This is a genomic window from Bradyrhizobium tropiciagri, assembly GCF_001189845.1.
GTDB lineage: Bacteria > Pseudomonadota > Alphaproteobacteria > Rhizobiales > Xanthobacteraceae > Bradyrhizobium > Bradyrhizobium tropiciagri.
The window spans coordinates 1-22,953 of record NZ_LFLZ01000076.1 but is presented as its reverse complement, the minus strand read 5'-3'; the positions used below and the strand labels follow the sequence as shown (position 1 = coordinate 22,953).

21 protein-coding genes and 2 pseudogenes are annotated in these 22,953 nt (G+C 65.6%); 11 read left to right on the top strand and 12 right to left on the bottom strand.

From position 1 onward, the window contains the following. Positions 1-81: 81 nt before the first annotated feature. From AKN84_RS37095 to AKN84_RS37085, 3 genes are read left to right on the top strand one after another with little or no spacing between them, the layout of a single operon-like run. Positions 82-786: a Tim44/TimA family putative adaptor protein gene (locus tag AKN84_RS37095; RefSeq protein ID WP_050425357.1), complete on the top strand. Its 705-nt coding sequence runs from the start codon at positions 82-84 to the stop codon at positions 784-786. Then, positions 764-2,383 (top strand): murein transglycosylase A, encoded by a 1,620-nt coding sequence (gene mltA, locus AKN84_RS37090; protein ID WP_430649963.1) that lies wholly within the window; start codon positions 764-766, stop codon positions 2,381-2,383. The genes AKN84_RS37095 and mltA overlap by 23 nt, the downstream gene beginning before the upstream one ends. After that, complete coding sequence (locus AKN84_RS37085; RefSeq protein WP_050425356.1) at positions 2,380-2,976, top strand: Smr/MutS family protein; 597 nt, start codon at positions 2,380-2,382, stop codon at positions 2,974-2,976. The genes mltA and AKN84_RS37085 overlap by 4 nt, the downstream gene beginning before the upstream one ends. A 9-nt stretch (positions 2,977-2,985) precedes the next feature. Here AKN84_RS37085 and AKN84_RS37080 read toward each other — a convergent pair. The 5 genes and pseudogenes from AKN84_RS37080 to hslV all read right to left on the bottom strand — a co-directional run bounded on the left by AKN84_RS37080 (position 2,986) and on the right by hslV (position 7,296). Beyond that, positions 2,986-4,115, bottom strand: a pseudogene (locus AKN84_RS37080) (hypothetical protein). 182 nt (positions 4,116-4,297) lie between these two features. Then, positions 4,298-5,602 (bottom strand): ATP-dependent protease ATPase subunit HslU, encoded by a 1,305-nt coding sequence (gene hslU, locus AKN84_RS37075; RefSeq protein ID WP_050425355.1) that lies wholly within the window; start codon positions 5,600-5,602, stop codon positions 4,298-4,300. Positions 5,603-5,705: 103 nt separating this feature from the next. Continuing rightward, positions 5,706-6,302 (bottom strand): DUF2585 domain-containing protein, encoded by a 597-nt coding sequence (locus tag AKN84_RS37070; RefSeq protein ID WP_050425354.1) that lies wholly within the window; start codon positions 6,300-6,302, stop codon positions 5,706-5,708. Beyond that, positions 6,299-6,736 (bottom strand): GNAT family N-acetyltransferase, encoded by a 438-nt coding sequence (locus tag AKN84_RS37065; RefSeq protein WP_050425353.1) that lies wholly within the window; start codon positions 6,734-6,736, stop codon positions 6,299-6,301. The genes AKN84_RS37070 and AKN84_RS37065 overlap by 4 nt, the downstream gene beginning before the upstream one ends. Before the next feature lie 2 nt (positions 6,737-6,738). Further along, on the bottom strand, positions 6,739-7,296 hold the full coding sequence (gene hslV, locus AKN84_RS37060; protein ID WP_024583062.1) for an ATP-dependent protease subunit HslV: 558 nt from the start codon (positions 7,294-7,296) through the stop codon (positions 6,739-6,741). 243 nt (positions 7,297-7,539) lie between these two features. Here hslV and hisB point away from each other — a divergent pair, with 243 nt between their 5' ends. From hisB to coaA, 7 genes and pseudogenes are all read left to right on the top strand, one after another. After that, positions 7,540-8,133: an imidazoleglycerol-phosphate dehydratase HisB gene (hisB, locus tag AKN84_RS37055; protein ID WP_021078165.1), complete on the top strand. Its 594-nt coding sequence runs from the start codon at positions 7,540-7,542 to the stop codon at positions 8,131-8,133. 86 nt (positions 8,134-8,219) lie between these two features. After that, complete coding sequence (locus tag AKN84_RS37050; RefSeq protein ID WP_050425352.1) at positions 8,220-8,750, top strand: DUF2628 domain-containing protein; 531 nt, start codon at positions 8,220-8,222, stop codon at positions 8,748-8,750. Next, the gene (gene hisH / locus AKN84_RS37045) at positions 8,747-9,397 is read left to right on the top strand and encodes an imidazole glycerol phosphate synthase subunit HisH (RefSeq protein ID WP_050425351.1); all 651 of its coding nucleotides are present in this window, start codon (positions 8,747-8,749) and stop codon (positions 9,395-9,397) included. The genes AKN84_RS37050 and hisH overlap by 4 nt, the downstream gene beginning before the upstream one ends. Continuing rightward, positions 9,394-10,125 carry a 1-(5-phosphoribosyl)-5-[(5-phosphoribosylamino)methylideneamino]imidazole-4-carboxamide isomerase gene (gene hisA, locus AKN84_RS37040; RefSeq protein ID WP_050425371.1) on the top strand — a complete coding sequence of 244 codons (732 nt, stop codon included), beginning with the start codon at positions 9,394-9,396 and terminating at the stop codon, positions 10,123-10,125. Before hisH ends, hisA begins: the two co-directional genes overlap by 4 nt. Positions 10,126-10,136: 11 nt before the next feature. Next, a pseudogene (hisF, locus tag AKN84_RS37035) lies at positions 10,137-10,911 on the top strand (imidazole glycerol phosphate synthase subunit HisF). A 166-nt stretch (positions 10,912-11,077) separates the two neighbouring features. Next, complete coding sequence (locus tag AKN84_RS37030) at positions 11,078-11,401, top strand: phosphoribosyl-ATP diphosphatase (RefSeq protein WP_021078170.1); 324 nt, start codon at positions 11,078-11,080, stop codon at positions 11,399-11,401. Between the two features lie 134 nt (positions 11,402-11,535). Beyond that, positions 11,536-12,492: a type I pantothenate kinase gene (gene coaA, locus AKN84_RS37025; RefSeq protein WP_050425370.1), complete on the top strand. Its 957-nt coding sequence runs from the start codon at positions 11,536-11,538 to the stop codon at positions 12,490-12,492. A 107-nt stretch (positions 12,493-12,599) separates the two neighbouring features. On the opposite strand, the gene AKN84_RS37020 is transcribed toward coaA, so the two are convergent. From AKN84_RS37020 to rsmI, 7 genes are all read right to left on the bottom strand, one after another. Next, a complete protein-coding gene (locus AKN84_RS37020) occupies positions 12,600-14,861 on the bottom strand; it encodes a PAS domain-containing hybrid sensor histidine kinase/response regulator (RefSeq protein ID WP_050425350.1) in 2,262 nt (753 codons plus the stop codon). 102 nt (positions 14,862-14,963) lie between these two features. Continuing rightward, the gene (locus AKN84_RS37015; protein WP_050425349.1) at positions 14,964-15,479 is read right to left on the bottom strand and encodes a hypothetical protein; all 516 of its coding nucleotides are present in this window, start codon (positions 15,477-15,479) and stop codon (positions 14,964-14,966) included. A 129-nt stretch (positions 15,480-15,608) separates the two neighbouring features. Next, positions 15,609-17,147: a YifB family Mg chelatase-like AAA ATPase gene (locus AKN84_RS37010; RefSeq protein WP_050425348.1), complete on the bottom strand. Its 1,539-nt coding sequence runs from the start codon at positions 17,145-17,147 to the stop codon at positions 15,609-15,611. A 686-nt stretch (positions 17,148-17,833) separates the two neighbouring features. After that, complete coding sequence (locus tag AKN84_RS37005; RefSeq protein ID WP_050425347.1) at positions 17,834-18,805, bottom strand: MBL fold metallo-hydrolase; 972 nt, start codon at positions 18,803-18,805, stop codon at positions 17,834-17,836. Positions 18,806-18,990: 185 nt separating this feature from the next. Next, positions 18,991-19,938 (bottom strand): glutathione synthase, encoded by a 948-nt coding sequence (gene gshB, locus AKN84_RS37000; protein WP_050425345.1) that lies wholly within the window; start codon positions 19,936-19,938, stop codon positions 18,991-18,993. Between the two features lie 30 nt (positions 19,939-19,968). Continuing rightward, entirely contained in the window at positions 19,969-20,367 is a 399-nt protein-coding gene (locus AKN84_RS36995) for a YraN family protein (RefSeq protein ID WP_050425344.1), read from the bottom strand. After that, entirely contained in the window at positions 20,354-21,307 is a 954-nt protein-coding gene (rsmI, locus tag AKN84_RS36990; RefSeq protein ID WP_050425343.1) for a 16S rRNA (cytidine(1402)-2'-O)-methyltransferase, read from the bottom strand. Before rsmI ends, AKN84_RS36995 begins: the two co-directional genes overlap by 14 nt. A gap of 220 nt (positions 21,308-21,527) precedes the next feature. Between rsmI and AKN84_RS36985 the strand changes: the two genes are divergently transcribed. Further along, complete coding sequence (locus tag AKN84_RS36985; RefSeq protein WP_050425342.1) at positions 21,528-22,730, top strand: penicillin-binding protein activator; 1,203 nt, start codon at positions 21,528-21,530, stop codon at positions 22,728-22,730. Positions 22,731-22,953 lie beyond the last annotated feature (223 nt).

Sequence of the window (22,953 nt, the reverse complement as noted above, 5' to 3'; positions counted from 1 at the left end):
GATGTAATCTCTGCCGTTCCCCGACCGGGAACGCTTTGATGCCCGGCCCGTTGCCGGCAGAGACCAGAAAGCGAACCCGACGTGGATATCTACACCATCATCTTCCTGGCGCTGGCCGTGTTTATCTTCCTGCGCCTGCGCAGCGTTCTCGGACAGCGCACGGGAAGCGAGCGGCCGCCGTATGATCGTGCAGCACCCAACGTCCTGCAGCGCGGCCAGGATAACAACGTCGTGCCGATCCCGGGATCGGTGATCGATCAGCCGGCTCCGGCCGCGCCTACCGAGCCCGTCGAGCCGACCGAACGCTGGAAGGGTATCGCCGAACCCGGCACGCCGCTGGCGCAGGGTCTCGACTCGGTCGCCGCCCAGGATTCCTCGTTCGATCCGCGGCATTTCCTCTCAGGCGCCCGCTCGGCCTATGAAATGATCGTGCTCGCCTTCGCCAATGGCGATCGCCGCGCGCTGCGCGACCTGCTGTCCACCGAAGTCTATGAGAGCTTCGAGGCCGCGATCAAGGATCGCGAGAAGCACGAGCAGAAAACCGAGACGCGGTTCGTCTCGATCGACAAGGCCGAGATCGTCAGCGCGGAGACGCGCGATCGCTCGACCCAGCTGACCGTCCGATTCGTGTCGCAGATGATCTCGGTCACCCGCGACAAGGCGGGAACCATCGTCGACGGCAGCCCGGACAAGGTTGCCGACATCACCGACATCTGGACATTCGCCCGCGACTCGACTTCCCGCGATCCGAATTGGAAGCTGGTTGGCACTGGAAGCGCTCACTAAACATCTCAGCTACGGGCGCCTCGCGATCGCGTGCTGCGCGCTTGCGGTTGTGTGTTCCACCGCGGCGATTGCCGCGCGCTACAGGTCGAGCCGGCACTCGCCGCCTCGGCACGAGCATACCCACCCGATCCCGTATCCCAATCTGGAATTGCCGCTGCAGGTCAACGGCAGCCAATATGAGCCGCTCGCCTGGGCCAATGTCGCCGGCTGGGGCGACGACGATCATCTCGCGGCCTACAAGGCGTTTCGCACCAGCTGCAAGCCGATCGCGGCCCAGCAGGGTGCGCCCGCGGAGTCGAAAGCGCTCGGCAGCTCGCTGCGCGATCCCTGCCGGATCGCCAAGGGGCTCGATCTCGGCGACGGCACCAAAGCGAAGGAATTCTTCGAGCAGAACTTCGTGCCGCTGCGCATCTCGCGGCTCGGCGAGGATGCCGGCTTCGTCACCGGCTATTACGAGCCGGTGCTGGACGGCTCGAAGACGCAGACCGACGTCTACAACGTTCCGGTCTACCGTCGGCCGTCCAACCTGTTCGTGCGCGGCAAGACGCAGGCGTCGGTCGGCCTGCCCAACAGCGGTCCGGTGTATCGCAAGATCGGCCGGCGCAAGCTCGTGCCCTATTACGACCGCGCCCAGATCGAGGACGGCGCGATCGCCGGCCGCGGGCTCGAGATCTGCTGGCTGAAGAGCCAGACCGATCTGTTGTTCGCGCAGATCCAGGGCTCGGCGCGGATCAAGCTCGACGACGGCACAACGCTGCGCATCAATTACGATGCGCATAATGGCTATCCCTATACGGCGGTCGGGCGCGTCCTGATCGACCGCGGCATCATCCCGAGGGATCAGATGTCGATGCAGAAGATCAGGGAGTGGATGGAGCAGAACCCTGACGGCGCCAACGAGGTGCGGCGGCAGAACCGCGCCTACGTGTTCTTCCGCGAGGTGCCGCTGTCGGACAAGGACGAAGCGGTCGGCGCGCAGGGGGTGCCGCTAACGCCCGGCCGCTCGATCGCGGTCGACAAGGCGCTGCATGTCTATGGCACGCCGTTCTTCATCGCAGGCCAGTTGCCGATCGAATCCGAGCAGTCGAAGACGCCGTTCCACCGGCTGATGATCGCGCAGGACACGGGATCGGCGATCGTCGGCCCGGCGCGCGCCGATCTCTATTTCGGCGCCGGCGCCGACGCCGGAAAGGTCTCGGGCCGGCTGCGGCACAATATGCAATTCGTGATGCTGGTCCCGAAGGGACTCGATCCCGTGGCACGCGGCCACAAGCTGCCGATCCCTGACGAGCGCCCATCGGCCAAAATCGCGAAGCTGTTTCCGCAGACCGATCCGGCACAGGACAAGGCGGCGGCGAAGCCCGCTGATGTGCCGACGGCGACGGTCGCCAAGGCCGGCAGCAAGGACGCTGCCAGGAGCGCTGCCAAGAGCCCGGCCGCGAAGGATGCGGCACCTGCCGCTGCTCCGGCGACGACCCCTGTCGCGCAGGCCGCACCTGTGGCAGAACCGGTGCCGTTGCCGGTCGCCCGGCCCGACATTCCGCAGCAACCGGAGAAGCGGCGCTACAGGCGCTATCGCCATCACCGCGAGCAATGAAACGACCCGCGCCGATCCCTGATCTATCCGCTCCGTCGCGGCGCAAGCGCGCGCTGAGCGAGGAGGAGCGTGCGCTGTGGGAGAGCGTGGCGAAACAGGTCAAGCCGCTGCGCAAGAAACCGGCCGCACCGAAAGGCCATGCCGGTGCCTCTGACCCCGCTATTCCGCACGCCGCAGGCAAACCGATCCCGGTCAAGCCGGTGACGTCGGTCAAGGCCGCGCCGCTGCCGCGTCCGCATGTGCCGCCGCTGGCGCCGATCGGCCGCCGCGACCGTGCAAAGCTGTCGCGCGGCCGGCAGGAGATCGACGCGCGGCTCGATCTGCACGGCATGACCCAGATGCGCGCGCATCGCGTGCTGTTCACCTTCCTGCAGCGCGCGCACTCTGACGGGCTCACCTTCGTGCTCGTCATCACCGGCAAGGGCAAGGTCGGTGGTCTCGAGTCCGAGCGCGGCGTGCTGCGCCGCCAGGTGCCGGAATGGCTCAGCCTGCCGGAATTCCGCTCGCTGGTCGTCGGCTTCGAGGAGGCTCATATCGGCCATGGCGGCGAGGGCGCGCTTTATGTCCGCGTCCGGCGCGCGCGCCGAGCATGATCCGGAAGATCAGAATGGCCGCACGATCCCGACGCGCGGGATCAGCGTGACGATCCAGCCGAGAACCGTTGTCTTGCGGTCGTCCGCGGGGATCACAGGCACATCCTTCGACGCCGGCAGCGTCTTCACTGCGTGCAGCATCAGGAACATGCAGACCGCCCAGTTCGAGATCCAGCGCGAATAATCGAACACGGTCACGAACATCACGAAATAACCGGCGCTGATCATGACGAGCGCGGCAAGCACGATCCGGCGATGCAGCTCGCTTGCCAGTGCGCCGATCAGCCGCGCGAAATAGCGCCACAGCGGCGTGTGCAACCAGATCAATAGCGCGAACACCGGCACGCCGAGGATGTTCGAGGGCATCCGCGCCCAGGTGTCGGCGAACTCCTTCGATAACGGCTGGTACCAGATGTAGCCGAACTGAAGCAGATCGGTGCGGGACGGATCGGCCATCCGGCTTTGCAGGTGACGGATGAATTCGTCATAGGGCACGTCGACCGTGCCTTCGAACTGCGCGACCAGGAACAGGATGCTGACCGCGGCGAGCGCCGCTAGTCCAACGGCGATGTTTCGCGGCGTCGCGCCCTGCATCAGATAGAAGCGCAGCACGACGATTGCCGCGATGGTCGGCACATACATCAGGACGAAGATGTGGTGGACCAGGATCAGCGCGATCGCGAACAGCGCCGCGATCAGAACGTACACAATCGAGCGCGCCGGGATCAGCAGCAGCAGGATCGTCAACGCACAGCCATAGATGTCGAAATGGCCGAGCGTGTGCATGAAGTTCTTAAGGAAGAACGGCGATCCCGCGATGAAGACGAACAGCGGCCAATGCGTATCGTCGAAGCCGAATGTCCGACGGAATAGTTTGACGAACAGACCGAGCGTGAGCAGCCAGATCGCGCCGGCCAGCGCGAACACCAGCCACACCGGCACCTTGTCGGTGAACAGCGACACGATGGCGCCGACCAGCGCGCGCTTGGTGAAGCGTAGTGATAGTCGAGCAAGAGGTGGATGTAGGGGACGAACGGCGGCAGCGCGATCTTGTGCAGGAACACCCCGACCAGCACGGCCGCGTTGACGGCCAGCATCAAGCGCCAGGGGTTTTGCCACCACGCTGGGTTAAAGCTCATTGTCGTCCCGGCCAAGCGACTTGTCCGCCGTAGCTCAACGAGCGAAGGCGGAAGCGCGACCCGGGACCCATAACCACAGGCCGGCGTTTGACCAAGACTGGTGCTGCAGCTTTCTTCAACAATGGGCGCCGGTGGTTATGGGTCCCTGCTTTCGCATGGGACGACAGTTTTAGCTGGATCGCCTACAAAATAAACCGGCTCAGGTCGGCGTTCTTGGCGAGGTCGCCGACATGCCTGGTCACGTAGTCGGCGTCGACCTGGATGGTCTCGCCGTGGCGATCCGGGGCGGTGAAGGAGATCTCGTCCAGCACCCGCTCCATCACGGTCTGCAGCCGCCGCGCGCCGATATTCTCGACCGTGGAGTTCACGGCGACCGCGACATCGGCCAGCGCGTCGATCGCGCCGTCGGTGATGTCGAGCGTGACACCCTCGGTCTTCAGCAGCGCGACATATTGCTTGATCAGCGACGCCTCCGGCTCGGTCAGGATCCGGCGCATGTCGTCGCGGGTCAGCGCCTGCAACTCGACGCGGATCGGCAGGCGGCCCTGCAACTCCGGCAGCAGGTCCGACGGCTTGGCGATATGGAACGCGCCCGAGGCGATGAACAGGATGTGGTCGGTCTTGACCGCGCCGTGCTTGGTCGAGACCGTGGTGCCCTCGATCAGCGGCAGCAGATCGCGCTGCACACCCTCACGCGAGACGTCGCCACCGGCCCGGTTCTCGCGCACGCAGATCTTGTCGATCTCGTCGAGGAACACGATGCCGTTGTTCTCGACCGCGTTGATCGCCTCCTGCACCAACTGATCGGTGTCGAGCAGCTTGTCGGATTCCTCGTTGACGAGGATTTCGTGCGAGCCTTCCACGGTCAGGCGGCGGGTCTTGCTGCGTCCGCCCATCTTGCCGAAGATGTCGCCGAGCGAGATCGCGCCCATCTGGGCGCCGGGCATGCCGGGGATCTCGAACATCGGCATGCCGCTGCCAGACGACTGTGTCTCGATCTCGATTTCCTTGTCGTTGAGCTCGCCGGCGCGCAGCTTCTTGCGGAACGATTCCCGCGTCGCCGGGCTCGATCCGGGGCCGACCAGCGCGTCCAGTACGCGCTCCTCGGCAGCAAGCTGGGCACGGGCGTGGACGTCCTTGCGCTTGCGCTCGCGGGTCTGCGCGATCGCGACCTCGACGAGGTCGCGGACGATCTGCTCGACGTCGCGGCCGACATAGCCGACCTCGGTGAACTTGGTGGCCTCGACCTTGAGGAACGGGGCGCCCGCGAGCTTGGCCAGCCGCCGCGCGATCTCGGTCTTGCCGACGCCGGTCGGCCCGATCATCAGGATGTTCTTGGGCAGAACCTCCTCGCGCAGGGAACCGGCGAGCTGCAGCCGCCGCCAGCGGTTACGCAAGGCGATCGAGACGGCACGCTTGGCGTCGGACTGGCCGACGATGAAACGGTCAAGTTCAGAAACGATTTCGCGGGGGGAGAAGTGAGTCATTGGCTCTAGCTAGGTTGAAATCGGGGTCTCGGCAAGCGGCAGTCGAGAGCCGCCCAGGCATGATCCGGAAAAGTGGGTACCGGTTTTCGGGCAAGATCATGCCCTAAATGATGGGCGGCCCGGCCTGCCACTGCCTGATCGCCTCGAACGGGTGGATCAGCATGATGATGTTCAGTGTCAGATTGTCGCGAATGTGAAGCAGCAGCACGATTTCGAACACAACGCCGAGCGCAACCGTCGCGGAGATCGGCAGCTTGCGCGCCAGCAGGAAGCCGAACACCATCGCGAGCGTGTCCGACACCGAGTTGACGATGGTGTCGCCGTAATAGTCGAGCGAGATCGTGCCGGCGCGATAGCGCTCGATGATCCAGTTGGAGTTTTCGACGAGCTCCCAGCTGCCCTCGATCAGCATCGCGACAATCAGCCGCCCCGGCCAGGCGAGCCGCGGCAGCACGAGGAACGTCAGGCCGTAGAACAGCAGGCCGTGCACCACATGCGACAGCGTGTACCAATCGGCGACGTGCTGCGAATTCTCCGAGCTCTGAACCGTGCCGTGCCAGAGCTTGACGTAGCCGCAGGCGCAGATCGGCAACCGGCCCATCGCATAGAGCAGCGCCGCCTGCAATGCGAGCAGCGCGCCGGCGATCGCAAGCCATTGCCACGCTGAAACGCCGGTGTCGGGTTTTGGCGCGACCGTCATGCGTCGCGGACCATCAGCAACGCAGGCCCGTCGGGCGTATCGACCATCCCTGCCTTCACAAAGCCCGCTTTCGCATAGGCGCGCACCGCCCGCGCGTTGGCCGGATCGGGATCGGTGACGATGCGTGGCGCACCCAGCGCCAGCCGCTCGTCGACAAAGGCGCGGATCAGCGCCGAGCCATGGCCGCGCGCGATCATGTCGGGCGCGCCGATGAAGAGGTCGATGCCGCGGGTGCCCACAGGCTGTGCGCCGAAGCCGGAATTCCACGCCGTCAGGTCGTAGCTCTGGATGTAGCCCAAATCGGACGCATCGGTTGCGACGATGAACTGGTCCATCGCCGGCTCGTCGAGGTCGCCGCTGACCAGCGCGTATTGCTCGGCCGGATCGCCCCACCATTCCCGGACATGCGGCAGCGCCAGCCACTGCTTGACCATGCTCAGCCGCCGATCGTCTCGATCGTCACGTTCCGGTTGGTGTAGACGCAGATATCGGCGGCGATATCCAGGGCGCGACGGACGATGGTCTCGGCGTCCTTGTCGGTGTCGACCAGCGCGCGGGCCGCGGCGAGGGCGTAATTGCCGCCGGAACCGATCGCCATCACCCCTGACTCCGGCTCAAGCACGTCGCCGGTGCCGGTCAGAACCAGGGACACGTCCTTGTCGGCCACGATCATCATGGCCTCGAGCCGGCGCAGATAGCGGTCGGTGCGCCAGTCTTTGGCGAGCTCGACGGCGGCCCGGGTCAGCTGCCCCGGATACTGCTCCAGCTTGCTTTCCAGCCGCTCGAACAGGGTGAAGGCATCGGCCGTGGCGCCGGCAAAGCCGCCGATCACGTCGCCCTTGCCGATCCGGCGGACCTTCTTGGCGTTGGCCTTGATCACGGTCTGGCCGATCGAGACCTGCCCGTCGCCGCCGATCACCACCTTGCCGCCCTTGCGGACGGTGCAGATCGTGGTGCCATGCCAGACCGGCAGCTCATTTTGGGATGCTTGCATAGGTTACCTCTCTTCCGGGCAGATTTAGGCGGTCGGGCAGGGGGTTACAATCGGGCGAAATCAGAGCGTTTTCGAGCGAAGTGGGCACCGGTTCGCGTGAAGAAAACGCGTCAGAATTAAACCGGCAAGGATTTCCGGTCACCATGGCCCGAAGTTGGGTCATTTCGAGGTCATCCCGCAGTAGCAAGGTGACATCAGCCTGTTAAAAGACCGGCGTTTTCGGCACGGGAAAGCTTAATCTTCATGCGCACCGCAACCATCAAGCGCAAGACCAAGGAGACCGACATCGAGGTGACGGTCAACCTCGACGGGGCAGGCGTATCCACGGTTTCGACCGGGATCGGCTTCTTCGACCATATGCTCGACCTCCTGGCCCGGCATTCGCGCATCGACATCACGGTGAAGGCGGATGGCGATCTCCATGTCGATTACCACCACACCACCGAAGACGTCGGGATCGCGCTCGGCCAGGCCGTCAAGCAGGCGCTCGGCAACATGGCCGGCATCACCCGCTACGCCTCGATCCACATGCCGATGGACGAGACGCTGTCGCGCGTCGTGATCGACATTTCCGGCCGCCCGGTGCTGGTGTTCAAGGTCGAGTTCCCGCGCGACAAGATCGGCGAGTTCGACACCGAGCTGGTGCGCGAATGGTTCAACGCCTTCGCGATGAACGCCGGCGTGACTCTCCACGTCGAGACCCTATATGGCGAGAACAGCCATCATATCTCCGAATCCTGTTTCAAGGGTTTGGCGAGGGCGCTCCGGACGGCGGTTGCGATCGATCCGCGTGCCCAGGGCGAAGTGCCCTCGACGAAGGGTCAGCTCGGCGGCTGATCCCGGGAGCTTGATCCGGAAAACGGTGGCACCGGCTTTCTGGAGATCATCCTCCAAATTGAAGTCCATCCTCGGCGGAGCGTTCGATGCCGGTCTATACAGTGCATGCCCCCGTGGCCAACGGCGCCGATCTCGCGGCGACCGACAAGTTCGTTTTCGTGCGCGACGGCTTCCATTTCTGGGCCGCGGTCGCGGGCGTGATCTGGCTGGCCTGGAACAGGCTCTGGCTGGCGCTGATCGGCTGGCTCGCCCTCACCTTTGCGATTGATTATGCGCTGACCAAGCTCGGGATCGGCCGCGGCGCGGTCCTTCTCGTCGACCTGGTGTTGATGGTGCTGATCGGGCTGGAGGCCGCAACCTTGCAGCGCTGGACGCTGTCGCGGCGCAAATGGCGTCAGCTCGACATCGTCGTGGCCGACAATGTGGACGCCGCCGAGCGCCGCTTCTTCGAGCGCTGGACCGCGCGGCATCGCGGCGGCTTCAACGACCAGCGGTCGGTCGATCGCGGCGGACCGCCGCCGACCCGGGACGTTCCCGGTCAATCGTTCTCAAAACCCCCGCCGATGCCGCAGGGCGGCATCATCGGATTGTTTCCAGAGCCAGGAGGATCGCGATGACGGTTGCAATCATCGATTACGGCTCCGGCAATCTGCATTCGGCGGCGAAGGCCTTTGAGCGCGCCGCGCGCAGCATGGAGGATCCGCAAGCCATCAAGGTGACGCGCGATCCCGACGCGGTGTATCGCGCCGATCGGATCGTGCTGCCCGGCGTCGGCGCGTTCGCCGATTGCCGCCGCGGCGTCGATGCGGTCGACGGCATGCTGGAAGCGCTCACCGAGGCGGTGCGGGTCAAGGCGCGGCCGTTCTTCGGCATCTGCGTCGGCATGCAGCTGATGGCGACGCGCGGCAAGGAGCACGTGATCACCGAGGGCTTCAACTGGATCGGTGGCGACGTCGTGAAGATCGAGCCGCGCGACGAGAGCTTGAAGGTCCCCCACATGGGCTGGAATACGCTCGACATGGTGCGCGAGCACCCGGTGCTGGAGCGGCTGCCGCTCGGGCCGAAGGGGCGCCACGCCTATTTCGTGCACTCCTATCACCTCAACGCCGCCAATGAGGCGGACGTGCTGGCGCGCGCCGACTATGGCGGGCCGGTGACCGCGATCGTCGGCAAGGACACCGCGATCGGTACCCAGTTTCACCCCGAGAAGAGCCAGCGCTTCGGCCTCGCTTTGATCTCCAATTTCTTGAAGTGGAAGCCGTGATCCTCTTTCCAGCGGTTGATCTGAAGAACGGCCAGTGCGTGCGCCTGGAGCAGGGCGACATGGCGCGCGCCACCGTGTTCAATCTCGATCCGGCGGCACAGGCGAAGAGTTTTGCCGCGCAGGGCTTCGAATATCTCCATGTCGTCGATCTCGACGGTGCCTTCGCCGGCAAGCCGATGAATGCGCATGCGGTGGAGGCGATGCTGAAGGCCGTCACCATGCCGGTGCAGCTCGGCGGCGGCATCCGCGATCTCAAGACCATCGAGGCCTGGCTCGACAAGGGCATCACGCGCGTCATCATCGGCACCGCTGCGGTGCGCGATCCCGAGCTCGTGAAGGGCGCGGCGAAGCAATTCCCCGGCCGCGTGGCCGTGGGCCTCGATGCACGCGACGGCAACGTCGCGGTCGAGGGCTGGGCCGAGACCTCGCATGTGACCGCGCTCGAGATCGCGCAGCGATTCGAGGATGCCGGCGTCGCTGCGATCATCTTCACCGACATCGCCCGCGACGGCCTGCTCAAGGGCCTCAACCTAGATGCGACCATCGCGCTCGCCGACCGCATCTCGATCCCGGTGATCGCCTCCGGCGGCTTTGCCTCGATCGACGACGTCAAGGCGCTGCTCGAGCCTCGTGCCAAGAAACTCGCCGGCGCCATCGTCGGCCGTGCGCTCTACGACGGACGGCTTGATCCCGCCGCCGCCCTCAAGCTGATCCGCAGCGCGGCTTAGGAGGCAGAGACATGTTCAAGGTTCGCGTGATCCCCTGCCTCGACGTCAAGGACGGGCGCGTGGTCAAGGGCGTCAACTTCGTCGATTTGCGCGATGCCGGCGATCCGGTCGAGGCGGCGATCGCCTATGACGCCGCCGGCGCCGACGAGCTCACCTTCCTCGACATCACCGCCACCCATGAAAACCGCGGGATCATGCTGGACGTGGTGCGGCGGACGGCGGAGGCCTGCTTCATGCCGTTGACCGTGGGCGGCGCGTCCGCACCGTCGACGACATCAAGACCCTGCTGCGCTCCGGCGCCGACAAGGTCTCGATCAATTCGGCGGCGGTCAGCCGGCGCGAGTTCGTGAAGGAAGCGGCCGAGAAGTACGGCGAGCAATGCATCGTGGTCGCGATCGACGCCAAGCGGGTCAAGCGGGCCGGCGGCTCCGACCGCTGGGAGATCTTCACCCATGGTGGACGGAATGCCACCGGGATCGATGCCATCGAATATGCCCAGGAGGTCGTCGCGCTCGGCGCCGGCGAGATCCTGCTGACCTCGATGGACCGCGACGGCACGCGGCAGGGCTTTGACCTGCCGCTGACCCGGGCGATCGCAGACAGTGTCCCCGTACCGGTCATCGCGTCCGGCGGCGTCGGCAATCTCGATCACCTGGTCGATGGCGTCCGCGAGGGTCATGCGACCGGCGTGCTGGCCGCCTCGATCTTCACTTCGGGGAATTTACCATCCGCCAGGCCAAGGACCACATGGTGCGCGCCGGCCTGCCGATGCGACTCGACCCCTAACTTCCCTGGCCTTGGCGCTTGATCTGGGACTCCTTGTCACAAAAATGCTAAGTCCCCACCTAGAGCATGATCCGGAAAAGTGCGAAGCGGTTTTCCGAACAGATCAATGCTTAACAGTGAAGGGATGGCACCTTGCGGTGCCGGTGCGCATGCTTGAGTTGAGTTGATGTCGCGTTTCACGGTCCACGATTTGGCCGCCACCATCGACGCCCGTGCTGCTTCGGGCGGCGAGGCGTCCTACACCCGCAAGCTGCTCGACAAGGGCGCGGAGCATTGCGCCAAGAAACTGGGCGAGGAAGCGGTCGAGACCGTGATCGCCGCAGTCGAGAATGACCGCGATCACCTCATCGCGGAAAGTGCCGATCTGGTGTTTCACCTGCTGGTTCTGTTGAAATCACGCGGTGTGAAGCTGGAGGATGTCGAGGCCGCGCTGGAGAAGCGCACCGCGATGTCGGGACTGGAAGAGAAGGCGTCGCGCAAGCGCGACTAGAGCGTTTTTGAGCGAAGTGGGTACCGGTTCGCGTGAAGAAAACGGGTCCAAATCAGAATCTGGAGCTCCGTTCCGATTCAATCGGAACGGAAAATGCTCCAGCGCGAATGATCGAGCGCATTGAGAGGGGCGTCATGGACATCCGGGCACCAGACCAGCAGTACAATCCCTACCGCGTCTTCACGCGCCAGCAATGGTCGCATCTGCGCGACGATACGCCGATGACGCTCGAGCCGGGCGAGTTCGACCGCCTGCGTTCGATGCATGACCGCCTCGATCTGCAGGAGGTCGAGGACATCTACCTGCCGCTGTCGCGGCTGCTCTCGATCTATGTCGACGCGACCCAGCGGCTGTATTATTCGCAGCGCCAGTTCCTCAACATCCGCGACCGCAAGATGCCTTACATCGTCGGCGTCGCCGGCTCGGTTGCGGTCGGCAAGTCGACCACGGCTCGCGTGCTGCAGGCGCTGCTGGCGCGCTGGTCGCCGCGGCCGAAGGTCGATCTGATCACGACCGACGGTTTCCTGTTTCCCAATGCCGTGCTCGAGCGGCAGGGCATCATGCAGAAGAAGGGCTTTCCGGAGAGCTACGACCTGCCGACGCTGCTGTCATTCCTCAGCGACATCAAGGCCGGACGGCGCCGGGTGCGCGCGCCGGTCTATTCGCACCTCACCTACGACATCGTGCCGAACAAATGGGTCGAGATCGACCAGCCCGACATCCTGATCGTCGAGGGCGTCAACGTGCTGCAGACCGGGCGGCTGCCGCGCGACGGCAAGGCAGTGCCGTTCGTCTCCGACTTCTTCGATTTCTCGGTCTATATCGACGCCGACGAGTCCGTGCTGCGGGAGTGGTACATCAAGCGCTTCCTGGCGCTGCGCGATACCGCGTTCACTGACCCCCGTTCCTACTTCCACCGCTACGCGCTGCTGTCGGACGAGGAAGCGACAGCGACCGCGATCGCGATCTGGGAGCGCACCAACCTCGCCAATCTCGAGGACAACATCCTGCCGACCCGCCCGCGTGCGGCGCTGATCCTGAAGAAGGGCGCCGACCATGTGGTGCAGTCGGTCGCGTTGCGCCGGTTGTAGGGTTCGTCATTGCGAGGAGCGATAGCGACGAAGCAATCCATCGCTCCGCACACGCCGAAGCATGGGTTGCGTCGCTCCGCTCGCAATGACGAACTAGTGAGGCGTATCTACGCCGCGATATGCCGCCCGGCGGCGAGGCCGGCGAGCGCTTCTTCCAGCTTCTCGCGGTCGAGCGGCTTGATCAGGAAGCCGTCCATGCCGGCTTCGAAGCAGGCGTAGCGATCCTCGACCAGCGTGTTGGCGGTCAGCGCCAGGATCGGCGTCCGGCGTCCGGACTGGGCGGCCAGCCCGCCGGATTCTTGCGCGCGGATCTGCTTGGTGGTCTCGATGCCGTTGAGGCGCGGCATCTGGATGTCCATCAGTACGAGATCATAGGGCGTGCCGGCCGATGTCGCCGACAGCCAGGATTCCATCGCCTGCTCGCCATTGGTGGTGATGACCACGTTGTGGCCGAGCCGAGTGAGCAGCGAGCGCATCAGGAGCGCGTTGATCTCATTGTCTTCCGCAACCAGGATCGAGAGCCCCTTGCCTGCTGGTGCGGCCGCCGGCGCGATCGGCGCGGGCTCAGTCACCGCCTCGATCACAAGGCTTGGCGCGGCGATCTCGGGTGACGCAGTCAGGCGCGCGGCGAGCGACGACGCTCGGAGCGGCTTGACCAGATAGCCGGTGAACATCGCCGTCTCGAAGGCCGCAAGGTCCTGTCGGGTCGACGGCGTGACCATCACGATGCGATGGGTGGCGTGGATGCGGGCAGCTTCGGCGAACGCCTCGATCGCCGGCGTGCCGAGCGTGTGATCGATCAGGACGGTGTGCCAGCTTCGCTCCGGCAGCAGTGCCTCGGCGACATTGGCATCCGACACGATGCAGGTCTGCGCGCCCCAGCGCTGCAGTCGCCGCGAGATCAGCGAAGCCTCGATGCTGTGCGGCGCGACCAGCATGATCGACTGGCCGGCGAGATCAGGCGCGGTGAAGCTATTGGCCTCGCCGGTGTCGGCGGCGGTGAGCGGGATCGACACCTCGAAGGTCGAGCCTGAACCGGGCGTGCTGGCGAGCGTGATGCGGCCGCCCATGCGCTTGACGATGCGATCGCTGATCGACAGGCCGAGGCCGGTGCCGCCATAGCTGCGCGCGATGCGATCGTCGGCCTGCTCGAACTCCCGGAAGATGCGCTGCTGCGCTTCCGGTGCGATGCCGATGCCGGTGTCGCGAACCAGGAAGCTGATCTCGTTCGGCCAGATCCCGGGCTCGACGATCAGCGCGACGCCGCCGGTCGCGGTGAACTTGATGGCGTTGCCGGCGAGATTGAGCAGCACCTGACGCAGCCGCGCGGCATCGCCGGTCACCTGCGTCGGCAGTCGCTCGTCGACATAGGCGGCGATCTCGATGCCTTTGGTTTGCGCGCGCGGCGCCAGCAGTTCGGTGATGTCCTCGATCAGGCCGGACAGCGCAAAGGCGCGGTGTTCGAGATCGATCTTGCCGGCCTCGATCTTGGAATAGTCGAGCAGCTCCTCGATCAGCGCCATCAGCGCATCGCCTGATGTCTTGACCGCCTTGACGTAGGTCATCTGCTCCGGCGTCAGCTGGGTGTCCATCAAGAGGCCGCTCATGCCGATGATGCCGTTCAGCGGCGTGCGGATCTCGTGGCTCGCCATCGCAAGGAAGCGCGACTTGGCGCGGTTGGCGGCGTCGGCCTGATCGCGCGCCTCGGTCAGCGCGCGCTCGCTCTCGGTGCGGTCGGTGACGTCGCGGCCGACGCTCTGCATCTCCGCCGGCGCGCCGGCATCGTTGCGCACGAGGCCCTCGCGCCAGGCGATCCAGCGCGGCCCGAGCGGTCCCTCGATCTTCTGGTCGTAGACCCTTGTGCCGTTGGATTCGAGCGCGGTGTCGCCCTGCTCGAGCACCTTGAGCGTGGCGGTGCTGCCGATCAATTCGCTGCGAGAAATCTGCGCCAGCGCGCAATAGGCGTCGTTGGCATAGGTGATGCGGCCGTCGAGGTCGCGCAGCACGATCAAATCGTCCTGCGCCTCGAACAGGGTGGAGGCGCGCTGCTCGGCCTCCTGCAGTTCCCAGTTGCGGTCGGCCATCGCCTCATTGTGCATGGCGATGGTGCGCAGCCGTCTGCGCATCAGCCGCAGCCGGATGCCGAGCGTCACGATCCAGAGACAGGCGAGCGCGAACAGGAAGCTGACCCCGATCGCGAATGCATTGGGATCGTAGCCGCTGTGCGGCGAGAGGGCGCCGGAGATGAACCCGAAGGCGCTGCCGAATGCGACGGAGAAGATCGTGAACGAACGGACGATCGTCGCGACCCAGGAATGGCGTCGCAGGAAGCGGCGAAGGCGTAACTTGATCCGGAAGAAACGCCCCATCAATGGTGGTCCTGAGAGTGCCCGATCTGGGATGAGGATGCGTCGGCGACCTTGCAAAGTGCTTGAAGTTAGTGGCTGTTTCGGGCTGCCCTCGGAACAGGGTTAGCGGGAGGTTAACTCTGCCATGATCCGGCGCGGAAAGTTGGGGTCAGGCGCGAGCGAGGCCGCGTCGAGATGGCGAGGGCCGCGGGCGCTGACGATCAGGGCCGCGGCATCGCGCACCGAGAACGTCTTCGACTGCACGTAGACGCGGTAATCGAACGGACCATCGTGGGTAAGATAGATGACCGGACCGGTTGCGGTCGGCTCGCTGGAAATCCCGATCAGCTGCGGCACCGCGTTGCTTTCGCAGGCGCCGGCCTCGGCATCGTCGATGTCGTCGATCACGGTGAAGTCCGCGGCATCGGCGCTGTCGGCGATCCGGACCCGGACGGTCGCAAGGCCGGGATCGTCGGTGAAGCTGACGTTAAACTGCGCCTGCCAGGGGACCGACGCGATCTGCATCGTGGCGCCGCCCACCTCGATGCAGGGCCGGGGACCCGGCAGCCATTCAGCGCGGGCAAATATTGCGGCGACGGCAAGGGGAACCACCGAGGCCAGAATCTTCATACGCAACATGACACAACTCGCTCGACCCAAGCGTGCCGCGGACCGCGGTGCTTATGGTTTGCGGAGCGTAAATGAGAGTGGTTACCGTCACGTTGACACGTGCGATTCAGCCACGAATTGAAACAGGCTCGGGTTGCGTCAGGCGGCGCGGCGCAGATCGTCGGCCAATGCACGATAGGACAGCGCTTCGGCGAGATGCAGCCGGCCGATCGTCTCCGTGCCGTCGAGATCGGCGAGCGTGCGCGCCACCCGCAGCACGCGGTGATAGCCGCGCGCGGTGAGGTGCATGGTGTCGGCCGCCTCGCGCAGCAGCTTCTGTCCATGCGCATCGGGCTGCGCGATGGTCTCGAGCAGCGAGCTCGGCGCTTCCGCATTGGTGCGGACATGCGGCATGCCGGCCGCAGCATAACGCGCGAGCTGGATGTCGCGGGCGGCCGCGACGCGCGCGGCGACCTCGGCCGAGCCTTCCGCCGGCGGCGGCAGGATCAGGTCCGCCGCGGTCACGGCGGGCACCTCGATCCTGAGATCGATGCGATCCATCAGCGGGCCGGAGATCCGCATCTGGTAGTCGGCGGTGCAGCGGTCGAGCCGGCCGCGCTTGCAGGAATAGCCGGGCTCATAGGCGTGGCCGCAGCGGCACGGGTTCATCGCCGCGACCAGCATGAAGCGCGCCGGATAGGTGACGCGATGGTTGGCGCGGCTCACCGAAACCTCGCCGTTCTCCAGCGGCTGGCGCAGCGAATCCAGCACGCGCGGATCGAACTCCGGCAGTTCGTCGAGGAACAGCACGCCCTGATGCGCGAGCGAGATCTCGCCCGGCTTGGCGCGCATGCCGCCGCCGGTCAGCGCGGCCATGCTGGCGGAATGATGCGGGCTGCGGAACGGGCGCCGCGCCGTCAACGCGCCGTCGCGGATCTCGCCGGCGACGGAGGCGATCATCGAGACTTCGAGCAGCTCCGACGGCGACAGCGGCGGCAGGATCGAGGGCAGCCGCGCCGCCAGCATCGACTTGCCGGCGCCGGGCGAGCCCATCATGAGCAGATGATGCCCGCCGGCGGCCGCGATCTCCAGCGCGCGTTTGGCGCTCTCCTGGCCCTTGATGTCGCGCAGGTCGAGCAGCGTTTCCTCGCGCTCGTGCACCCTCGGCTGCGGCCGCGACAGCAGCTGCGTGCCCTTGAAGTGATTGGCGATCTGGATCAGCGAGTGCGCTGCGATGATCTGGATGTCCGGGCTCGCCCAGGCCGCTTCCGAGCCGCAGGCGGCCGGGCATATCAATCCCTCGTCGCGCGAATTGGCGCCGATCGCGGCCGGCAGCACACCGGCCACCGGCGCAATCGAGCCGTCGAGCCCGAGTTCGCCGAGCACGGTGAAGCCGCTCAGCGCATCCGGCGGGATCGCCCCGATCGCCGCCATCAGGCCGAGCGCAATCGGCAGGTCGTAATGGCTGCCCTCCTTGGGCAGGTCGGCCGGCGCGAGGTTGACGGTGATGCGGCGGGCGGGCAGCGCGAGGCCGGAGGCGATCAGCGCCGATCGCACCCGCTCGCGCGCCTCCGACACCGCCTTGTCGGGCAGGCCGACGATCGCGAATGCCGGCAGTCCCGGCGCGACCTGCACCTGCACGTCGACCGCACGGGCCTCAATCCCCTCGAACGCGACGGTGGAAACCCGCTGGACCATGCTGCCCCTATCTTCCGCCACCCAAGGTAGCGGAGCGGGCCGATCAGCGCAAGAACATTAAGAGAACATCCGGGGGCGACGCGCGCAGTCCCCGATACTGGTGCGTTATCGTGGATAACCGCGCGACGGCCAACGGCACAGTGGCGAGCGATGGTAAAAGGAACATGTCGGCAACGGCGAATCTAAGTGATCCCCACGGAGCACGTATGCGCGAACGGAGGCGCAACAGTGCGGCCGGGGACCAAGGGACCCAAATCCCTCGGGATCGCAACTATGGTTCGTCCATCGTCGTGTCCGATACACCAGCCTGTGGCTGTCTGCGACTACGTTCGCATTCGCTTTGGGAAGGTGGAGTACGTGCGTGCGCACTGCAGGAGCCTACCTAGCCGTTGAGGCAAGGTAGAACTCCAGCAGGCTTCTGTAGGAAGGTCCCTTAACGGGGCCGTTTGGGGTCACTCGGTCGCCACCGGGTGGCCCCCTTCCGTTTCCGGAGGCCCTGCAAGGAAGAACACCGTACGCTGATTTGCAGTCGCACTACAAACTGTAGCGGCGCAGCGAACGCCTTGAAATGCTTCAGGTTCGGCGAAAACGTCCACAAGAATTGTAACGGACGGTTGTGGGAAAAACCTTCCGCACCAACCCTATGAAACCGGGGGCGACGCGCGCCGTCCCCGGATGGCCGGCCGTCAGAGCGTCATCTGCATCGGCTCGGGATAGTAGTGGAAGCCCTCGCCGGCCTTGGCGACGTGGCCGTAGCCCGGCCAGGCGAAGTGATAGGACATGACCGGCGTCTTGTTCGCGGCGAGCATCTCCAGGAGCTTGACCCGCGAGGCCGCCGCCTGCTTCGGATCGGTGTCGTAGGAGAACTCCATCCGCGGCCGCTCCAGCAGCAGCACCGCGTGATGCGAGAGGTCGCCGAGGAAGGCGAACGACTTGCCGCCCGAACTCACCATGAAGATGGTGTGGCCCACGGTGTGGCCGGGCGCCGCGATCGCCTGCACGCCGGGCAGGAATTCCTGGCCGTCCTTGAAGAACACGATGCGGTCGCGCACCGGCAGCAGGTTCTTGCGGGCGTGCACGACAAAGTCCTTCAACGGACTGCCCATCTTGCCTTCGTCGGTCCAGAAATCGAGATCGCTCTGCGCGATGTAGTATTGCGCATTCGGGAACAGCGGCTTGTCGTCGGCGCCGACAATGCCGCCGATATGATCGATGTGTGCGTGCGACAGCACGACGGCGTCGATGTCCTCCGGCTTGATGCCGGCTTCCTGCATGCTCTTCTGCTGCCGGCCGGTGGTCGGACCGAACGCCTTCGAGGTGCCCATGCCGGTATCGAATAGGATCAATTTGTCGCCGGTGTTGACGATCGGCGAATTCTGCTCGAGCACGACATTGTCGGGCGAGAGGAAGTTGTCGGAGAGCATCTTCTTCACTTCTTCCTTCGGCACGCCGGTGAAGGTGCCGGAGGGATCGCCGAGCGGAAGCGGACCGTCGGAGACGACGGTGACTTCGGCATCGCCGAGCACGAAGCGGTGCCAATAGGGAGTTTGCGTGCCGAGCTTCGGCGCGCGCGCCTGTGCAGTGCCGCCGAGAAGTGTACTGGCGCCGAGACCGGCACCGAGCGCGAGCAAGGATCGTCGTGAGACATTGAGCGTCATAACGTCTTCCTCCACAATTTTTATGAGTTTGTCGCGTTGTTGCCCGCGCGTTGACCCGCTTGACCTGACGCAGGCAAGAGGATGCTGCCCTCGCCCGCGCAAGCTGGCAAGAAGAATAAGGCGAACGCAGGCACGGCCAGGCGCTGGCTGAATTTCAGCCGGCCTGTGCGACGCACAAGGGAGGATTACCTCGCGGCGCGCTTCTTCTCGATGGTATCCCAGATCTTGGCCGCGACGTCGGGGCCATTGAGCCGCGCAATGGCGCGGATGCCGGTCGGCGATGTGACGTTGATCTCGGTCAGATTGCCGTCGATCACATCAAGGCCAACGAACAGCAGGCCAAGTTCGCGCAGCGCGGGCCCGACGGTGGCGCAGATTTCGCGCTCGCGATCCGACAGCTCGGTCGCCTTGGCCGCGCCGCCGCGCACCATGTTGGAGCGCAGATCGTCCGCTGCCGGCACGCGGTTGACGGCGCCGGCGAACTCGCCGTCGACCAGGATGATGCGCTTGTCGCCATGCTTCACCTCGGGGAGGAAGCGCTGGATCACCCAGGGCTCCTTGAAGGTGACCGAGAACATGTCGAACAGCGAGCCGAAGTTCATGTCCTGCGGCATCACGCGGAATACCGCGGCGCCGCCATGGCCGTGCAACGGTTTCATGACGACGGCGCCGTGCTGGTCGCGGAACGCGTTGATCTCGTCGAGGTCGCGCGAGATCAGGGTCGGCGGCATCAGCTGCGGGAAATTCATCACGAACAGCTTTTCCGGCGCGTTGCGCACGCTGGCCGGGTCGTTGACGACAAGCGTGTTCGGATGGATGCGCTCCAAAAAGTGCGTCGAGGTGATGTAGGCGAGATCGAACGGCGGGTCCTGCCGCAGCAGCACGACGTCGAAGCCGTTGAGCGCCTCGCGCTTCGGCTCGCCCAGCGTGAAGTGATCGCCGACCTCGTCGCGCACGGTGAGCGGCTGCACCGGCGCCACCAGCTCCTCGCCGCGCAGCGACAGTTTGTCGGGCGTGTAATAGGAAATGCCGTGGCCGCGCTTCTGGGCTTCGAGCAGCAGCGCAAAGGTCGAATCGCCGCGGATGTTGATGCGCGCGATGGGATCCATCTGGACGGCGATCTTCAATTTCATAGGCGTATCCCGAGAGGTCTGAGGGTAACTTTATGGGCTTGCGTCGAATGCCGCTAACAAATGGCGCGGCAGGCTCCTCGGCGCAATCAGCACGGCGTCGAATCTGAGGTCAAATTCGGCATGTTCGGGATGCGCCATCAGCCAAGCCTGGGCGGCATTGACGATACGCTGCTGCTGGCGCGGGGTCACCGCGTAAGCGGCGTCGTCGAGGCTGGCCCGGGCCTTGACCTCGACGAAGGCGACGAGGTTGCGCCGCCGCGCCACCAGGTCGATCTCGCCATAGGGGGTGCGGAAGCGTTTCGCCAGGATGCGATAGCCCTTGGCGATCAGGAGGGCCGCGGCGCGGCTTTCGGCCGACAGGCCGGTGCGGAATGCGGCAACACGTTCGGGCGAGGCGCTGTCAGTCTTCGCGCTGTCAGTCTTGGCCATCGCCGTCCCCGATGGTTTTGGCGAGTTCGAGCGCGCGGGCGTAGACCTCGCGGCGCGGCCGGCCCGACAGCTCGACCGCATGCGCCACCGCATCCTTGACGCTGCCGCGCGCGAGCTGCGCGCGCAGCAGATCATCGAGCGCATCGGAGTCCATCACCCCGGCGTCATCGGCCGGCGGTCCGATCACGAGCACGAACTCGCCGCGCGTCTCCAGCGCATCCGCGCCTGCCGCAAGCTCGGCGACCGGCGCGCGCTTGACCTCCTCGTGCAGCTTGGTCAGCTCGCGGCAGATCGCAGCATGGCGATCGCCCATGATCGCGGCGAGATCGCGCAGCGTGTCCTGCACGCGATTGCCGGATTCGAACATCACGAGCGTCGCATCGATCCGGGCGAGCTCATTGAGCCGCGCGCGGCGTGCGTGCTCCTTGGCCGGCAGAAATCCCTCGAAGAAAAACCGGTCGGTCGGCAGCGCCGCCACCGACAGCGCCGTCAGCACTGACGACGGCCCGGGCACTGCGATGACGGCATGCCCGGCGGCGCAGACCTCGCGTACCAGCTTGAAGCCGGGGTCCGAGATCAGCGGCGTGCCGGCGTCCGACACCAGTGCGATCGCGGCACCCTGCGCCAGCCGTTCGAGGATCTTGGGCCGGGCCTGCGCCGCATTATGCTCGTGGTAGAGCGCGAGCTCGGCGGTGATCGCGTAACGCTCGGTCAGCCGGCGCGTGATCCTGGTGTCCTCGCAGGCGATGACGTCGACGCCGGCCAATGTCTCCAGCGCGCGCAGGGTGATGTCGGCGAGGTTGCCGATCGGGGTCGCGACCAGATGGAGCCCGGGCCTGGCCTTTGGCGCGGCCAGCTGCTGGCCGCCGATCGAGAAGCTTCTGGCCGCAGCAGCTGTCGTGGCATCCGAATGGTGGAGGGAACTGGCTTTTGCGCGCATAATGGCAATCTAGATGGACGGGAGGGCTAGCGCCACATCCGCAACGCGGCGGGCGGGACGGCTGCCTGTCGAGAGAAATGGACGCCGCGGCAAGGGCGCCGCGGGGCCATAATCCTTTTGTTTTGGTTAACTATTCGCCGACAATATGCCCAAATCCACCCGCCTCATCTGAGGTCGATGGAGTCCTGGCCGATCCTGGTCGGCCAAGAGAAGAGAGACGATGGAAGGCCCGCATCACCGCAACTCCCCGCCGTCGGGCGCGACCCGGCGGACGGCGCTCGGCCTACTCGTGGGCGCGCCGTTGCTCGCGGCCTGTTCCGGCATCCAGCAGAGCTTGAGCCAATTCTCCAGCAATCCGGAAGGTGGCCCCGCCGGCCCGCAGCAGCCGCCGCAGGCGGTCGGCACCGGGCAGGTGAAAATCGGACTGATCCTGCCGCTGTCGGCGTCCGGCAATGCCGGGCTCGCAGCGCAGTCGATGCGCAACGCCGCCGAAATGGCGCTCGCGGAATTCCAGAACCCGAACATCCAGCTCCTGATCAAGGACGATGGCGGCAGCCCGCAGGGCGCGTCGCAGGGTGCCCAGCAGGCACTGTCGGAAGGCGCCGAGATCATCCTCGGACCGCTGTTCGCCGGCTCGGTGCCATCAGTCGCGCAACTGACGCGGCCGCGCGGAACCTCGGTGATCGCATTCTCCACCGATTCGAGCGTCGCCGGGCGCGGTGTCTATCTGCTGAGCTTCCTGCCGGAGTCCGACATCAACCGGATCGTCGATTATTCTTCCGGGATCGGAAAGCGCTCGTTCGCCGCGATGGTGCCCGACAATGCCTATGGCAACGTGGTCGAGGCCGCGTTCAAGCAGGCGGTCGGCCGCAAGAACGGCCGTGTCGTCGCCTTCGAGAAATATGGCGCCGATCGCGCAACGCCGGCGCGGACCGTGGCCCAGGCGCTCGGCCAGGCCGATGCGCTGCTGATCGCCGACGACGGCGATTCGGTGGTCGCGACCGCCGATGCCTTGACTGCGGCGGGCGCCAATCTGCGCAACATCCAGCTGCTCGGTACCGGGCTGTGGGACAATCCGCGGGTGTTCGCGAGCCCCGTCTTGCAGGGCGGCCTCTACGCCGCGCCCGATCCGTCCGGCTTCCGCAGCTTCGCCGGCCGCTATCGCACCAAGTTCGGCGGCGAGCCGGTGCGCACCGCAACGCTCGCCTATGATGCCGTGGCATTGATGGCGGCGCTGGCGCGCACCCAAGGGGCGCAGCGCTTCGCACCGGAGACTCTGACCAATCCGTCCGGCTTTGCCGGCATCGACGGCCTGTTCCGCTTTCGCTCCGACGGCACCAACGAGCGCGGCCTTGCGGTCATGAAGGTGGCGTCCGGCGGCAGCACGCCGGTTGCAGGTTCGCCGAAGAGTTTTGGGGCTTAGTTTTCGTCAGCCGGTCGAGCTGACTTGGCGAGCGCCGCCACCCGCCAGCTACCTTGCATGGGGTTGTTTTCGATATTTTGGCGGCGTGCACCTAGAGCGGGATGAGTTTCGGTCGAATCGGCTTGGCCCGGTCTTGGTTCACCTCTCCCCGCTGGGGAGAGGTCGGATTGCGAAGCAATCCGGGTGAGGGCTCTTGCTATCTCGATAGACCGTCACCCCTCAC

Coding starts and splice junctions, on each gene's coding strand:
- AKN84_RS37050 (WP_050425352.1), top strand. CDS start 8,220: ATGCCGGTCTATACAGTGCATGCCCCCGTGGCCAACGGCGCCGATCTC.
- AKN84_RS37010 (WP_050425348.1), bottom strand. CDS start 17,147: ATGGTCCAGCGGGTTTCCACCGTCGCGTTCGAGGGGATTGAGGCCCGT.
- coaA (WP_050425370.1), top strand. CDS start 11,536: ATGGACATCCGGGCACCAGACCAGCAGTACAATCCCTACCGCGTCTTC.
- AKN84_RS37020 (WP_050425350.1), bottom strand. CDS start 14,861: ATGGGGCGTTTCTTCCGGATCAAGTTACGCCTTCGCCGCTTCCTGCGA.
- AKN84_RS37015 (WP_050425349.1), bottom strand. CDS start 15,479: ATGTTGCGTATGAAGATTCTGGCCTCGGTGGTTCCCCTTGCCGTCGCC.
- AKN84_RS37065 (WP_050425353.1), bottom strand. CDS start 6,736: ATGGTCAAGCAGTGGCTGGCGCTGCCGCATGTCCGGGAATGGTGGGGC.
- AKN84_RS36985 (WP_050425342.1), top strand. CDS start 21,528: ATGGAAGGCCCGCATCACCGCAACTCCCCGCCGTCGGGCGCGACCCGG.
- hslU (WP_050425355.1), bottom strand. CDS start 5,602: ATGACTCACTTCTCCCCCCGCGAAATCGTTTCTGAACTTGACCGTTTC.
- hisH (WP_050425351.1), top strand. CDS start 8,747: ATGACGGTTGCAATCATCGATTACGGCTCCGGCAATCTGCATTCGGCG.
- AKN84_RS36995 (WP_050425344.1), bottom strand. CDS start 20,367: ATGGCCAAGACTGACAGCGCGAAGACTGACAGCGCCTCGCCCGAACGT.
- AKN84_RS37085 (WP_050425356.1), top strand. CDS start 2,380: ATGAAACGACCCGCGCCGATCCCTGATCTATCCGCTCCGTCGCGGCGC.
- AKN84_RS37005 (WP_050425347.1), bottom strand. CDS start 18,805: ATGACGCTCAATGTCTCACGACGATCCTTGCTCGCGCTCGGTGCCGGT.
- AKN84_RS37030 (WP_021078170.1), top strand. CDS start 11,078: ATGTCGCGTTTCACGGTCCACGATTTGGCCGCCACCATCGACGCCCGT.
- hisB (WP_021078165.1), top strand. CDS start 7,540: ATGCGCACCGCAACCATCAAGCGCAAGACCAAGGAGACCGACATCGAG.
- AKN84_RS37070 (WP_050425354.1), bottom strand. CDS start 6,302: ATGACGGTCGCGCCAAAACCCGACACCGGCGTTTCAGCGTGGCAATGG.
- gshB (WP_050425345.1), bottom strand. CDS start 19,938: ATGAAATTGAAGATCGCCGTCCAGATGGATCCCATCGCGCGCATCAAC.
- hslV (WP_024583062.1), bottom strand. CDS start 7,296: ATGCAAGCATCCCAAAATGAGCTGCCGGTCTGGCATGGCACCACGATC.
- rsmI (WP_050425343.1), bottom strand. CDS start 21,307: ATGCGCGCAAAAGCCAGTTCCCTCCACCATTCGGATGCCACGACAGCT.